Source organism: Bradyrhizobium sp. IC3123 (genome assembly GCF_020193625.1).
In the GTDB taxonomy this organism is placed as follows: Bacteria; Pseudomonadota; Alphaproteobacteria; order Rhizobiales; family Xanthobacteraceae; genus Bradyrhizobium; species Bradyrhizobium yuanmingense.
In genome coordinates this window covers 97,030-111,042 of record NZ_JADYVF010000015.1, presented here as the reverse complement: position 1 = coordinate 111,042, position 14,013 = coordinate 97,030, and the positions used below count along the sequence as shown (strand labels likewise).

The 14,013-nt window shown below is 57.7% G+C and carries 10 protein-coding genes; 9 read left to right on the top strand and 1 reads right to left on the bottom strand.

The window, feature by feature from the left end:
• Positions 1-48 precede the first annotated feature (48 nt).
• A complete protein-coding gene (locus I6F20_RS32515; RefSeq protein WP_346277023.1) occupies positions 49-1,230 on the top strand; it encodes an MFS transporter in 1,182 nt (393 codons plus the stop codon).
• 759 nt (positions 1,231-1,989) lie between these two features.
• Here the strand turns inward: I6F20_RS32515 and I6F20_RS32510 are convergent.
• Positions 1,990-2,748, bottom strand: a complete 759-nt coding sequence (locus I6F20_RS32510; protein ID WP_225129797.1) for a GntR family transcriptional regulator — start codon at positions 2,746-2,748, stop codon at positions 1,990-1,992.
• Positions 2,749-2,899: 151 nt separating this feature from the next.
• Between I6F20_RS32510 and I6F20_RS32505 the strand changes: the two genes are divergently transcribed.
• The 8 genes from I6F20_RS32505 to I6F20_RS32470 all read left to right on the top strand — a co-directional run bounded on the left by I6F20_RS32505 (position 2,900) and on the right by I6F20_RS32470 (position 13,118).
• On the top strand, positions 2,900-4,441 hold the full coding sequence (locus tag I6F20_RS32505; protein WP_225129795.1) for an ABC transporter substrate-binding protein: 1,542 nt from the start codon (positions 2,900-2,902) through the stop codon (positions 4,439-4,441).
• 4 nt (positions 4,442-4,445) lie between these two features.
• Positions 4,446-5,438, top strand: coding sequence for an ABC transporter permease (locus I6F20_RS32500; RefSeq protein WP_225129793.1), 993 nt, complete (start codon positions 4,446-4,448; stop codon positions 5,436-5,438).
• A complete protein-coding gene (locus I6F20_RS32495) occupies positions 5,435-7,009 on the top strand; it encodes an ABC transporter ATP-binding protein (RefSeq protein WP_225129791.1) in 1,575 nt (524 codons plus the stop codon). Before I6F20_RS32500 ends, I6F20_RS32495 begins: the two co-directional genes overlap by 4 nt.
• The gene (locus I6F20_RS32490) at positions 7,006-7,788 is read left to right on the top strand and encodes an ABC transporter permease (RefSeq protein WP_225129789.1); all 783 of its coding nucleotides are present in this window, start codon (positions 7,006-7,008) and stop codon (positions 7,786-7,788) included. Before I6F20_RS32495 ends, I6F20_RS32490 begins: the two co-directional genes overlap by 4 nt.
• A gap of 16 nt (positions 7,789-7,804) precedes the next feature.
• The gene (locus I6F20_RS32485) at positions 7,805-8,764 is read left to right on the top strand and encodes a sugar phosphate isomerase/epimerase family protein (RefSeq protein WP_225129788.1); all 960 of its coding nucleotides are present in this window, start codon (positions 7,805-7,807) and stop codon (positions 8,762-8,764) included.
• Positions 8,765-9,118: 354 nt separating this feature from the next.
• Positions 9,119-9,838 (top strand): Crp/Fnr family transcriptional regulator, encoded by a 720-nt coding sequence (locus I6F20_RS32480; protein ID WP_225129786.1) that lies wholly within the window; start codon positions 9,119-9,121, stop codon positions 9,836-9,838.
• Positions 9,839-10,300: 462 nt separating this feature from the next.
• Entirely contained in the window at positions 10,301-11,821 is a 1,521-nt protein-coding gene (locus I6F20_RS32475) for a porin (protein ID WP_225129784.1), read from the top strand.
• A 310-nt stretch (positions 11,822-12,131) separates the two neighbouring features.
• Entirely contained in the window at positions 12,132-13,118 is a 987-nt protein-coding gene (locus I6F20_RS32470; protein ID WP_225129782.1) for a DMT family transporter, read from the top strand.
• Positions 13,119-14,013: the final 895 nt, after the last annotated feature.

The following is a 14,013-nucleotide window of genomic DNA, read 5'->3' as shown; positions in this document are numbered from 1 at the left end:
ATCGGTCGACGCGACGGTTAGGTATGAGAACCGAGGAGAGGGCTAGCGATCATCTGGAAGGATGACAAAATCGTTGTCGCGGCACTGGGCTGCGCAGAAATCATCAGTTACGGCACACTCTACTATTGCATCGCCGGTGTGGCTAACGAGGTTGCCCGTGACCTCGCAGTCACAGGTGCATGGATACTCGCTTGTTTTTCCTTCGCTCAATTAGCGAGTGCGCCAATGTCGTTGATCGCCGGTCGCCTTATGGACCGATACGGTGCCGCCAGAGCGATGGAAATCGCCTCAGTTCTGGGCGCTACCAGTTTAGGAATAGCCGCAGTCTCCTGGAATGCGACCGTATTCGCGTTCGCGCTGTTCAGCATACAAATAGCGTCTGCCTTTGTTTTTTACGAAGCTGCAGTTTTGTTCTTGATCCAACGAGATGGGGTGCAGGCAAAACAGCAGATCGCTCTGCTGACCTTGATCAGTGGGTTATCGTCAACGCTGTTCTGGCCGCTCACCTCTTTGTTGCTCATTTGGATATCCTGGAGAGAGGTGTTTGGGATCTATGCGGGCTGTAATGTTCTCATTGCTCTCCCGTTAATGGTATGGGCTCGTCGGAGAGCCCCCGTTGGCCCTGCAGCTCTAGATAAATCGCACAAATCGCAAGTCCACTCACAGTCCTCCCCCAAGGCGATTGATTGTGCGTTGATAACGTTTGGTTTTTCGCTCACCGCATTTATCGTCTCAGCATTCCTTAGTCAGATGACTCCAATCCTCTCAACGTTTGGCTTAGGTCCGGAGGGCCCTTTGATTTCAGCGCTTTTTGGACCGTCTCAGGTCTTAATACTGCTTTTTGCGGCTTCGCTCACCGAGAGAATGGCCGAAATTCATCTCACTCTTCTCTCATGCCTCCTGCTCTTCGCGGCTACGCTTATCGTTGCACTAGCTTCTCACTCCGTCCTTGGAGTTACGGTTTTCGTTGTTTTGCTCGGATTCAGCTCCGGTCTAAACTGCATCTGTCGTGGAACGCTACCCCTGGCGACGTACGGGCAGGACAGATACGGAGGTCGAGTTGGGTTGATCAACGGCTTTCGACTGTTATCGGCGTCTCTTGCGCCATTATTCTTCAGTTCGGTGCAAGATCATTATGGCGTCACCGCCGCATTAGTATCCCTTGCGATCTGCGGAGCGGGGAGCGTGCTCGCATTTGGCCTCGTGAGCATCCGATCAAAGCGATCTTAGCGTCGAGTGATAGTGTGGTAGAGGGAAAGAGATGAGGTGGGGCGTCGATCCTCAAGCACGAGTTACAAGCGATCCGGCCGCCATGCGAGTGCCAACAAAACGATCAAAAACGGAGGTCGCCACAGACGTTGGAATCTGATCGGCAAGCATCGCGAATTCACCTTGTCGTTCCATGGAAGCCGCAACGCGATCCTCTCACCGCTTTGGCGTCGTGGATCCGGGGGCCCGGCGGTAAGCCGGCATCGTGATCGCTGGCTTCGGCCGAAACATCGCCATCATTCGGCAAGCCTAGTTATGCTAGAAGGCGCTGCTTGTCGGGGAAAAGATAACAGCGGACATTCTGGCTTTCGATCGTTGGCGGAAAGGCGATCGATTAAGAAGCAAGGCGCCCAGGCGGATTGAGGCCGGCGAACTGCTCAAGGGCCTCTTTTAGACCGGCAGGGGGGCCGCCGTCACGGGGCTTGTGAATTGCATTATCCGGCGCGCAGGCCGCTGCAGAACTGCAGCAGCGATTTGCACCGACGAATTCGGCGACTCCGAGGGCCTGTGTCGATCCGGGTTATACTCCAATAGTTCGATCGGTTTCGACCTTGGGTTTCGATCGCGGCGCATTCGCGCTGTACTCGGGCCATGCATGTGGACCTCTCAACCAGTGACATCCTTGTCTACGCGTCAATACCCAGATAGCAAGCGGCGGAACCATGGTCCAAATCGTTCTGCCGGGCGATTTGTTCACGAGGTTGCGAGTGTCATCAATATCTACAATCTGTCGAACCGAAATTGGACCCTATCGGCAGCATAGATCACCTGGTAGCACCAGACTGGTTCATCATGCTGATCGATGCTTGATGCGCGCTTTTCCATGACCGGCCTAGCCAGGGATTGATCCAGCAGGGTTGCTTCTTCCTCGCTCGGCATCCGCGCGAGCAGGTTGACATCGATCTGGGCTTTTTCCACCAAAGCGAATTGCTGTAGCGCGTTTTCGACGTTTGCCTCGGGACCAAGCGCCGAGACGAAACCGTCGAAACGCGGTAGTTCCAGATAGCACGTGCTCAATGCGAGAGGGCGGTTGTCGGCCTCGCTGACGAGTCGGATGCGTAAGGCCGAAGAATCTAGGGGTAAGCGAAGGGATTGCCGCACCCAGTCGTCGGGTTGGACGATATCCGCCGCGAGCAACCTACGGCTCGGCCTCATGCCATTATCGATGACGTTCTTCGAGAAAGTGTGGCGTCCGCTGAGGCGGTACTTGAGGGCATCGATCTCCACGAACGAGCCACGCCCGTGTTCAATGCGGATGATCCCCTTGCTTTGAAGGCTCGCTAAGGCCTTGCGAGCCGTCATGCGGCTCACGGCAAAGCGTTCGGCGACTTTGGTGTCGGATGGCAGTGGCCTGTTGATCTCGAAATGCCCGCTCAGGATCTCCTGCTTCAGCGTTTTCGCGATAAAGCGCCACCGGGGTCCTTCCAAAGCATCGGAATCGGTGTCAGCCCCATCGAGAGGGTCATCGACTTTATCCATATTGTATCCATTCTGTGTCATGAGGCTGTCATCTCAACTCGTATATACGAGTGCGGCCGTCAAGAGCGGGCTGCTTGGCAAACACAATGCGGCGGCCGTTCCGAGCGGACCAATACTCGATGGGGGTGAGGCCGTTGCCATGGCATCTCATATGATCACGCGTCGCAACTTCACTGGTTTGATCGGTGCCGCTGCCCTGTCCACGGCGTCGCGGCCGTCCAGGGCCCAGCAAACCGCGCCTCGCCGCGGCGGTCGCGTGCGGGTCATCCTGCAGGAGACGGCTTCCTCGTCATTACTTGATCCGACCAAGGTTGCATCGTGGGCGGTCTATTTCGCCTATGAGCTGATAGGAGCTCGCCTCGTTAATGTCGATTCGCATCTTCAGCCCATTCCGGCCCTGGCGGAGAGCTGGGAAGCCGCAAACGGCAAGGTGAACGACTGGATCTTTCGCCTGCGCCGCGGCGCCGAGTTCCACGATGGCAGATCGGTCACGGCGCGGGACGTGATCTACACCATCAACCGATTGCGCGATCCGGCAGCGCAGTCGCCTCTGCGCGTGCTTGTTGACCACGTGAGCGATATCGTTGCTGAAGACCCGCAGACGATCCGCTTCAAGCTGACACGTCCCGATGCCGATTTCCCGCTGCTGCTCGCCCAGGATCGCTTCCATATCTTGCCTGAGGGATATTCGCGCTTCGACAAGCCACTTGGGGCGGGCGCCTTCATCGCCAATGGTCTCGATCCGGCTGGCGTAAACACATATCGCCGTAATCCGAACTTCTGGGACGGCGGCAAGCCCTATCTCGATGAGGTCTCATTTCAAGGCAACCAGGATCCGATCGCGCGCGTTTCGGCTTTGCTCGCTGGGGACGTCGACGCTGTGCAGACAATCAGCTTTGCGCTGGCTAAACGCGTGGCCGCAGTGACCGGCCTTGAGGTCGTCTCATCGCCCAGCGGTGTGCACAACGTGGTCGCGATGCATGTCGACAAGGCACCATTCGACCGTGTCGAGGTGCGCGAGGCACTAAAATGTCTGTTCGACCGCTCCCTTCTCCGCGACAAACTGTGCGCGGGGCAGGCGAGCATTGCCAATGACCATCCAATTCCTCCGTTTAGCCCGTTCTACCATTCCGAGTTGCCCGTCAGACCCTACGATCCGGACCGGGCGCGGACGCTGCTTCGCCAGGCTGGCGTCGACCTCGGCCAACTCGTTTTGCACGCCTCTGAGGCCGTTACGCCCAATGTGGCTGTCGACCTGGCGCAGATGTTTGCCGATACGGCGCGCCAGGCGGGCGTCAATGTGCAGGCGCGACGGGATCCCGTTGCTGGCTATTGGGACAATATCTGGCTCAAAGAGCCGCTGATGGTGGGTGGTTGGGGCATGCGCTACACGCCCGACGCTATGCTGCGCGTTGCCTATCGATCTGACGCCAAATGGAATGAGACACGGTGGAGACGACCCGAGATCGACCGTATGATGGACGATGCCCTGGCTACGACTGATCTAGAACGTCGACGCCTGTTGTACTGGGGGATCCAAGAGGCGATCCACAAGGAGGGTGGTGCCGCCATCCCACTGTTCTTCAATCAGCTCGATGCCAAGGCGAGCTATGTCAAAGGCGTTGCACCGTCACCGCTCGGAGCGCTCAAAGGCTCGGCGTTCTCCGAGATCTGGCTCGATCGCAAGGTTTGATCCCGTGCAAGTGCTGACACCATTTCACGCCGCGCCTGAGCGCGTGCATTCAAAGCGTGCCAAAGCGTGGCTGCTGTTGCGTGGCATCCTCACACGTGTTGCCATTCTTATCGGCGCATCCGCCCTGATCTTTCTCGGAACGGCAGTCATTCCGGGGGATTTTGTCACAGAGTTGCTGGGCCAGGACTACACTCCCGAGCTCGCTCAACGCATGCGCGCTGACCTCGGCCTCGATCGTGGCCTTGTGGAACGCTTCGTCCTCTGGCTCTGCGCCTTCTTGACCGGCGATCTTGGCCGCTCGTTTACGACCCGCACCGGCGTCTGGGAAGTTGTCGAGCCTCGCCTCGAAAACACCCTCGCCCTCGCTGCCGTGACGTTTCTGTGGTTTCCGGTCGCGATCGCGGCAGGGCTTGGAGTGTTCATGACTGGCCGACGCACGCAGCATTTCTTCAGGCTCGTAGCGCAAATTGTCATCTGCACGCCGGAATTCCTAATCGCCTATATCTTCATCTATGTGTTTGCCGTGGAGCTTAGGCTTTTACCTGCGGTTTCCCGCATTTCGCAGGGACAGCCTTTCCTGGACCAGCTCCGTCTCCTCGTTCTGCCGAGCGCTTGTCTCGGTGTCGGCATGGTCGCCTATGTCGGGCGGATGGTGCTCGCGCTGCTCGCCACGGAGGAACGCAAGGATTACTTCGAGTTTGCCCGGCTCAAAGGCTTTGGCCGGGGCGAAACTGCGCTGCGTTATGCATTGCCTGCGATTACACCATCGATCCTCAATCTCGCACTGACTTATTGCGCCTATCTGCTGACGGGCGTGCTCGTGATCGAAGTCGTGTTCGGCTTTGCGGGGCTTGGTGACCTTACTGTGTCCTCTGTTGTGTGGCGCGATATCCCCGTACTGCAGTTCTGCGCGATGCTGATTACCGGCATCTATATGCTGCTCTATTCATTGTCCGATCTCGTGAGCGGTCGCTTCGTCGCGAGGACTGCGCTGTGACAGAGGTGCTGCGGATACGTGATCTCACAGTAGAAATCGCAAGCTCGGACAGCGCCGTGAACCGGATCGGCGCGCTTAGTGCCACTTTCACGGGCGGTCGCCTCTATTCCGTCATAGGTCCCTCGGGCATCGGTAAGACGAGCCTGTGCCTGGCCCTTATCGGCTGGCAGCGTCCCAATCTCCGTATCACGGGTGGCGATACCTCGTTTCTGGGGCGATCACTCACCGGAATGGCTCCCCCTGATCGGCAGGCGCTTTGGGGGCGGGACATCCTCTACATTCCCCAGTCGTCTGCCACGACTCTCGTTTCAAGCCGTGGCGTGGTCGATCAACTCGCGGCCTTCCCCGGGGACACGAGCTCGCAACGCATTGAGCGCAGGCATCTGCTTCGCAGCGCCTTCGATCGCCTCGATATTCCGGGGTTCAACGAGAACCGCTATCCGCACCAATATAGCGGCGGCCAGCTCCAGCGCATTCTCGTCTCTAGCTTGTTCTGCGCTGCACCGCGCCTCGTCATGCTGGATGAACCGACGAGTTCGCTCCAGCCGGCACTGAAGAGCACGGTTATGACTGCCATCAAAGCGCGTATCCAAGAGATCGGCGCTGCAGCCATAGTGGTGACCCACGAGCTCGCTTTTTTCGAAGCCTTGTCGGATGGAACTATCGACCTTGCTAGGCATCTGAAGCGACCGCTTCCCACCCAAGCGGCCACTTCCCGCCAAAAAGACCGCAACAGCATAAGGGCGCTCGCCCCAGAAGACCGTCCTACTCCTCTCGACTCGAACACGGGCGAATCACCGCCGCGGCATGCTGTGCCGCTCCGTGTCGACCGACTGAGTGTGCATGCGCCAAGCGGGCGTTCGCTTGTCGCCGATGTCTCGTTTTCGCTGGGCGCTGGCAGCTGCATCGGTCTCGTCGGCCCGTCCGGCGCAGGCAAGACGACAGTTCTTCGTGCACTTCTTGGTCAGCACCGTGACTCCTCGGGGGAGATCTTGGTCGGAGGGCGCCGTCTACCTCTGCACTATTCGGCCCGCACAACCGCCGAGAAGCGTGTTTTCGAGTACGTCCCTCAGTCGGTTCGGTTGCACCTCAACCCGGCGCTGACGATTGCCTATCTGATCGGCCGCAGATTGCGTCAGGCGGGGGAGGCCGGCAACTCAAACGAGGCTGCAGAGGTTCTCGACTCGATTTTTCTTCCGACCAGTTATCTGCCCAAGCTCCTGTCAGAGCTTTCGGGCGGGGAATGCCAACGGCTTGGGATCGCCTTGGCTCTTGCGTCGCGGCCACGCATTCTTCTCCTCGACGAGGTGACGGCCTCGCTCGACTCTGCCAATGGCGCTCTTGTCGTGGAGCTTCTGCGCAAAGTACGTGATCATCGTTCGGTCAGCATGCTCTTCGTTTCACATCAACCGGACATGGTGGCGCGGCTCGCTGATGAAGTGGTCGAAATGCGTGCCGGACGCGTGCTCTCCTCTGTGATCAGCGTCGACGCGGCATCGCCTCCCACGACGTTCCCGAACTCGGCGAGCGCTTTCGAGCCGGCGCATTCTGTTGGACGGGGCCGCACATGAGGATTGCCGTTTTCGCGATCTTTTCGCTTGTTCTCTTCATGGCACCATCTTTGATTGACGCGCGATGGACGGAGCGTTACGGCGCCGAGCGGTTCGAGCCACCATCCGCGGCACACATTCTTGGAACCGATCACCTCGGGCGAGATCTATTCGCCGAGACACTCGCGGCTGGCCGTGAGACTATGCTCATTTCCGTGACTGCGGCATTCGTCGCCTTTGGTCTCGGCCTCGGCCTCGCGGTGCTCACGGGCCTGTCGAGAGGTTTCGGCGGCTCGGTGCTCGCCCGATCGATGGATGCGCTGATCGCGATCCCGGGTCTGATCGTCGCCTTCGTGCTGATCGCGGCCCTCGGATCGAGTACGTCCAGCCTGATCGCCGTCATCATCGTCGTCGAATTCTGCCGTGTGTTCCGATCCCTGCGCACGCCCGTCGCTCAGGTGATTGCGCAGCCGTTCGTGGAGCTCTCGCGCATTCGCGGAGAGGGCATCGGCTACCTCGTCTTTCGTGACGTCTGGCCAAATATACGGGCCTATGCAGCCGTAGAACTCATCAACCGCTTCGTGTCGTGCCTGATGTTCCTGAGCGCGCTCAGCGTGTTGGGCCTCGGTGTGCAGCCTCCGGCAAGCGATTGGGGCACACTCATCAAACTCAATGCGGCGGGTCTTCTTCTCGGATCGCCTGCGCCAATTCTTCCTGGCCTATTCATCCTTACTACCTCGCTGCTTGCCCTTTGGGCTGTCGGCGAGGAGCGTCTCACCGCGTCCCGCAACCGACCCTGACACTTCGAAACCGGACATGACCAAGCTGTTCTTGCACTCTTACGGCCTGCGCTATCACTATCGTCACAAACCTGGCTTCGACGTTTTCTCATTGATCGATATCGCGGCCGAACTCGGGTTCGACGGGATCAACGTATCAGCTCACCTACCGGGCTATATTGAAATCTCCGGACGCGGACGCGATCACCTTCGGAAGGTACGACGCCATCTCGATCACCGCGGGCTACTCATCGACATCGAGACCCGCGGGACGGAGGTCGCCCATCTAAGCGATTGCCTCGCCATGGCCGCTGACGTCGGAGCTGGATACCTCAGGACCTTCACGACAGGTGCGCCGGATCGCCGCCATCGCGTGAGTGAGGCCAAGAGGAATTTATCTCAGCTCACTCCGATAGCCGAGCGGGTCGGCATTCCAATTCTCCTGGAGAACCACGAAGATTTGTGCGGCGCCGAGGTCGCGGAGATCCTCACATCGGTCAATAGCGCTTGGATCCGCGCGTTGTTCGATTACGTCAATTCGATGCTCTTCTTTGAGCATCCCTGTGATGCCCTCGAGGCGATGGAGCCCTGGGTATGCTCCGCACATCTAAAGGATTGCGTGCTATTACCCCCTGTGCGTCAGGGGGAGGAGGGGACCCTGCTCGGTGTGCCGATCGGTTCCGGCGTTGCACCTGTCGCAGAGCTGACGCAAAAGCTCGCAAGGCTCGGGCTCGACCGCATCTGCTTCGAGAACACGTGGTCTTATCGCGCCCCGCTGCGCGACCGACGCGGCACGGGCGAGCCTGGAGAATCCATTTTTGGTTGGGCAAATCTCCGGGAACTGCCCGCTGAGTGGATGATTAATGCCGCCGAAATGGCGCAGTCGGCCCCTGGAAAGGTGGTTGAGCTGGAGATGCAAGCTCTCGATCAATCCCTCTGCTGGCTTAGAAAACTGTCGATCGGCGCCGGCCTGACGAGGTCGGGTGCGAAGGCATAGCGCACCGGATGCCCGCGGGCGCGCAGGAGACGTCGCCGATCAGTGATGGTTCTGTGCGGGCCGTCGATGGGTTCACGATCATTCAGAACGTGCTCGAAGGCGTGGACGGATGGCGACAGAAGTGTGGAGTTCGACATGTCTCTGGACGACGGCGCCGGCCCAAGTGTGGGGCCCATCTGTTTCGTGGCCGGGCTTGCTCTGCACGCCTGTAGGCGGAAACCAGCGGATCGTCCTTATCTCGTAGTTTAAGAACTCCCGTCGGTTCATACCTAACTCGCGTTGGACGATGTGACCCAAGAGCAGAGCAGTCTATCGATGCTTCCGCGCCCTGGCAGCTGCGTCGTGCGGGCAAGTATGCGGTCCTTTGTCAAAAATGCGATCCTGGCGAGGCTGCCTCTCCAGGATCTCGCAGCAATAGGGCAGTGTCTTGAGCCTATCGTTCTGGGAGAACGCATCGTTCTGCAAGAGCCGAAAAGGAATGTTGATTACGTCTATTTCATAGAGTCGGGGCTCGTATCGCTAAGGATTGTCACCTCCGGCATTATCCTTGAAACGGCGGTAATAGGATTTCGGGGAGCGGTCGGCGCTTCGGTTCTATTGGGAGGTCATCTTTCGACGCATCAATCTGTCGTGCTTTTTCCTGGAACCGCTCTCAGGATCCGCGTCAAAGATTTGCGTCAGCTGATGAACGAGCGTCCGCAAATCCGGGAACAGCTATCTCGCTACGTCGACGCGCTATCATTGCATTGCGCTCAGACAGGATTTTGTGGCGTTTGGCACCATCGCGAAAAGCGGCTCGCGAGCTGGCTCTGTCTATCGAGTGACTCAGCTGACACTCATGTTCTTCCAGTTACCCATGACTACCTTTCGTCCGTCTTGGGATTGCCTCGTCCGGGGATAACCGAGACCCTGAACAAGTTTGCTGAACAGCGTCTTATTCGCAAGGTGCGCGGCGTGTTGCGGATCGATGAACGCAAGTGCCTCGAGCAAAGGGCATGCACTTGTTACAAGCTTGTTTCCGAAGCGTATGCCTCCTTGGGATCCGCAATTGCAGCGAAAGAGTCGACCAACTAAAACAAGTGCAGCCAATTTCGGCTTCGCCTCTTCTGTTCAATTTGTAAACGACTTGTACGGCAGGTGTCGCCTGGAGGTGCGCATGCATATGCCTCGGCTAATGCTTTCACGGCGTTCAGCTCTAATCTCATTGAGGCGCAAGATGCGTTGCTATGAAGCATACGTTCTTAGCCGATTGCAGTCCGAAGCATACCGTTGTGAGACGATTAGAGCACACCTGCCAGAGCGAGCGTGAAGGTTCGTCTGTTTCCTACACAGTTTCCGCGCCGATAACGAGGGTGATCTGACATCATAGCGATGCGAGCTGCGGAATGGTCCGCGCCGCGACGTTCACTGGTTCAATCAGTCAGGTGGCGTTCGAATAGAGCCCTTTCTGTCGAAAGTGATTGGGGGGCGAAGGTGATGGTCTCTTCGGTGCGCCTTGCTGGCCGCCTTTGAGATGGTACAGTTTAGAGGCCAGTTATGAAGTTCGTGGAGAAGTTTTTGTTCGGTTCGGCGGTCGGTCTGATCGCCGTGGTCGAGGCGCATGCAACCGATCTTCCCTGGAAGGCCAGGCCAATCGAGTACGTGAAGATTTGCTCGTTGTATGGGGCCGGCTTCTATTACATTCCCGGCACCGATACGTGCATCAAATTGGGCGGGTATCTGCGCGTTGAAACCACACTGAACACGAGCGGCCACTATGACATGCCCAGCAGCGGCGTCCCTGGGGCTCGTAATCGCCTGACGGACTATTACAGTACACGTTCTCGCGAATATCTTTCTATCGATACACGCACTGCGACCGAGTATGGTGTAGTGCGCACCTTCTTCGATGGCGCCTTTACCTGGACCACAGGTACCTATGCCGGCGTGGGTACAACTGGCGTGAATGGTTCGACAGCGTATACGTCGTCACTCGGTTCTGCGGTTGGCGCTGGTTCCCTTGGTGTCTACGACGCCTTTATCCAGTTCGCTGGGTTCACTTTCGGCAAGGCGGCTTCGCAGTTCAGCTCGCCTTGGACGGGATATCCCGGAAACAACATCGAACTGCCTGGCGGCGGCGGCTGGGAGCCCGTGAACCAGTTCACTTACACCGCTGACCTCGGTCAAGGAGTCACGGCTTCGTTCTCAGTCCAGGATCAAGTCGCCAATTACACGAGCAATGTCTGGAACGTGAGTGGTGCGACAGCCAGCGGTCTAGCCGTCGGCGCATACGGTGCCAACGACATCGGCGGTTCGCGCACACCAGACCTTGTCGGTATGGTGCGCGTTGACCAGGCTTGGGGCCTCTTTCAGGCGTCGGTTGCTGCACATGACAACCATGCTGCATATTATGGCGCATCCGAAGTCACCGGCAATCCGAGTGACAAGTGGGGCTGGGCCGGTCAGTTGGCATTGTCCATCAAGAACGTCCCGACGGGGCCGGGTGACACCGTCAACATCCAAGGCGTGTATACGAGCGGCGCGAGCCGCTACAACTTCGATAGCTATAAGTCGACCACCTACGCGATGTATGGTGGCACCGGACTTTCGGGAGCCTACCAAAGCATCGGGCTTGCTGGCATCTCTGACTCTGTGTTCATAACTGGCGCCGGCCAGGAGTTGACCACGAGCTACGGCTTTAACGGCGCGTACACCCACAATTGGGATCCTCATTGGAGTAGTGCCATCTACGGTGCGTGGACGGCTGTGCGGTACAACAACACGGCCAAGGGCTACGTCTGTGGCACGTTCGTCACGTCCCTCGCGTTGTCAAGCGGCGGTTCCGGCTGTAATCCCGATTTCAACTATGCCGTTCTTGGTACAGTTACGCGTTGGACTCCCGTCAGGAATCTGACTTTCTCGGCTGAACTCTCCTACATGGTGCTCGACCAGAAGTACGCGAGCGGAAGCACTGTGACGCTGCCGCAGCAAGCCAATATCGCTAAGCCGGGTACTGTGTACGAACTCAAGGATCAGAATAGACTGACGTTGCTGCTGCGCGCTCAGCGCAACTGGTAGATCTTGCGAACTAGGGAAAGGAGAAAAGTAACGGCTCCATAGATCAGCGTTAAACACCCAAGAAGGCTTTCGGCATGTCCGCCGGAAGCCTTCCAACTAGACGCGATGATCCGACACGAGATCGTGAGTCCACATTAGTTCCAGCGAGGTAGGCGAGCCTAGCCGCGAAACATGCTTTCAGCCGAGGACACTACAAATGTTGATGCGTTGGAATGCTCGCGGAGCGGCACTGAAGCTCGTATGTTCTTGACGTGGTTCCCACGCCGATGACGAACGCGACCTGCGAACGCAACCATGCTTACGCGGACTTATGGGCGCCGAGATGTTCGCTGGCTTTTCCAATCGTTTCGCCAACATAGCCGATCCTGAGCGATCATTTAACAACAAAACTATCGCTGGGAGGATTCCAGGCGTGAAAAGTGTCAAGAAGGTTCTTGTACAGGCCGGGCTTGTTTTGGCCTGGAGCTCAGGTTTCATCGGTGCACGGATGATCAATGGCGGAGAATCGGTTTACCTGGTCCTCTTCTGGAGGTTCGCAATAGCTGCAGTCATATTCTCTCCATGGCTGGGCTTGACATTGATCCGAGGGGTGGCGCTCCGCGACGTTGCGAACCAAAGCTGTCTTGGCTTCTTAGCAATGTTCTGCTCCACCACCTTTGCAGTAAAGGCCGTCGCAACAGGCCTGCCTCCTGGAACGGCAGCATTGATAAGTGCATTGCAGCCTCTTGCAACGACAATTTGCGCTGGGCCTGTATTAGGCGAGAAGATTTCTGCCAGAAAGTGGCTGGGGTCCTTGATTGCTCTTGCAGGCGTAGCACTTGCAACGGGAGGGCCAACAGGGCATGCCCCGCTTTCGGCGTATGGATTGGCGGTAGCAGCTAGTCTATGTCTGGTGTTGGCGACGCTTATTTCAAAGCTGAGTTCCAACTCTATGTCCATTTTTCCTGCATTAGCAGTACAAAGCGCGGTCTCAGCGCTTTGTATGCTCCCCTTCGCCGTTCTGGATGGAAGACTCGCTCCTCACATGACGGCGCAATTTGCCACTGTCGTCCTGTGGTTCGTAATTATCTCAACCGCCGTGGGTTATGGACTTTACTGGTTCTGCCTACGGGAAAATGCGGCGAGTGAAGTTGCAACGCTGATCTATCTTACTCCCGTGATTACGGCGGCCTGGGCGTACGTTGTGTTTGGCGAGCCGACGACAATGAAGGCAACTCTCGGATATTTTGTGTGCGTGATAGGTATAGCTATAGGAACCAGCGCGTTCACAACCAAACTAAACTTAAGCAAAAAGTGAGATTGCCGGTTTTCCAAATAATCGATTTCTCAATTCACGCTTCCGCCGCCGCGTGGGAAGAACTTCGGGCCATCCGCCAGTGCCCCTGGAACGAATAGCGCGGTTCCCAAGTTGCTGGACGGCGAGGCTAAGCTGGATCAAAATTACTCACGCCGGGCTCTCCTTTGTGAAGGTGCACTCCGCGATCAGCAGATCTTCGCTGGTGTTGATTTCGGAGCATAGCATCTGAGGTCGTCGCGACGTGCCGCTGTCACCTGTAGGACACGCTTTCCACTGGCTAAACAAGAAGCTAGTCGGTGTAGTCCTGCCCAGCACGGGACCTCATTATATAGTCCGGCGCTGGAACGATCATCGTGCTGAGGGTTGTCGCTGAAAATTGTAGCAGGTTCATGGTCTTGAAAAGTCCTCGGCGTTCGCGCTCCGGTCAAAGGTGGTGTATCCCTTCTTCGGACGAAGCCGAAGCAATCGATCAATTTGCCCAGTCTTTTCGCCGGCAGACGCCGGCCGAGCTATTCGCGCGGCAATGGCTAGTGCCATACTTCGTGCGTTTTCCTGGCAAGTGCCCGGAATTCGAGTGATCTGAACCCGACCATTTATCTCAACCTTGTCGTGCGATGTGCTCCCACTGGAGGAGCACGTGCTCAAAGACACACGCTTAGGCCGTTAAGCCCGACAACTGACCTCTCGAACGTAGTTCGGCTGTTTCCGGAATTCGAAGCTGCCGCCCAGCCGGCTTCGCAATCCGAATCCGCCTGGGCAACAACCCGCAACGTCGACCAGGAAGCCGTCGCCGGTGTCGAGAACTGGCAACAACTGCCATAGCGGCGCAGGCTGTCCGGCAGCAGGCGGCGAGGCCGCCGGTTAATGATCGCCATCTGTCCGTCGCACGGCAACC

Coding starts and splice junctions, on each gene's coding strand:
- I6F20_RS32510 (WP_225129797.1), bottom strand. CDS start 2,748: ATGGATAAAGTCGATGACCCTCTCGATGGGGCTGACACCGATTCCGAT.
- I6F20_RS32505 (WP_225129795.1), top strand. CDS start 2,900: ATGATCACGCGTCGCAACTTCACTGGTTTGATCGGTGCCGCTGCCCTG.
- I6F20_RS32490 (WP_225129789.1), top strand. CDS start 7,006: ATGAGGATTGCCGTTTTCGCGATCTTTTCGCTTGTTCTCTTCATGGCA.
- I6F20_RS32485 (WP_225129788.1), top strand. CDS start 7,805: ATGACCAAGCTGTTCTTGCACTCTTACGGCCTGCGCTATCACTATCGT.
- I6F20_RS32480 (WP_225129786.1), top strand. CDS start 9,119: ATGCGGTCCTTTGTCAAAAATGCGATCCTGGCGAGGCTGCCTCTCCAG.
- I6F20_RS32475 (WP_225129784.1), top strand. CDS start 10,301: ATGAAGTTCGTGGAGAAGTTTTTGTTCGGTTCGGCGGTCGGTCTGATC.
- I6F20_RS32470 (WP_225129782.1), top strand. CDS start 12,132: ATGGGCGCCGAGATGTTCGCTGGCTTTTCCAATCGTTTCGCCAACATA.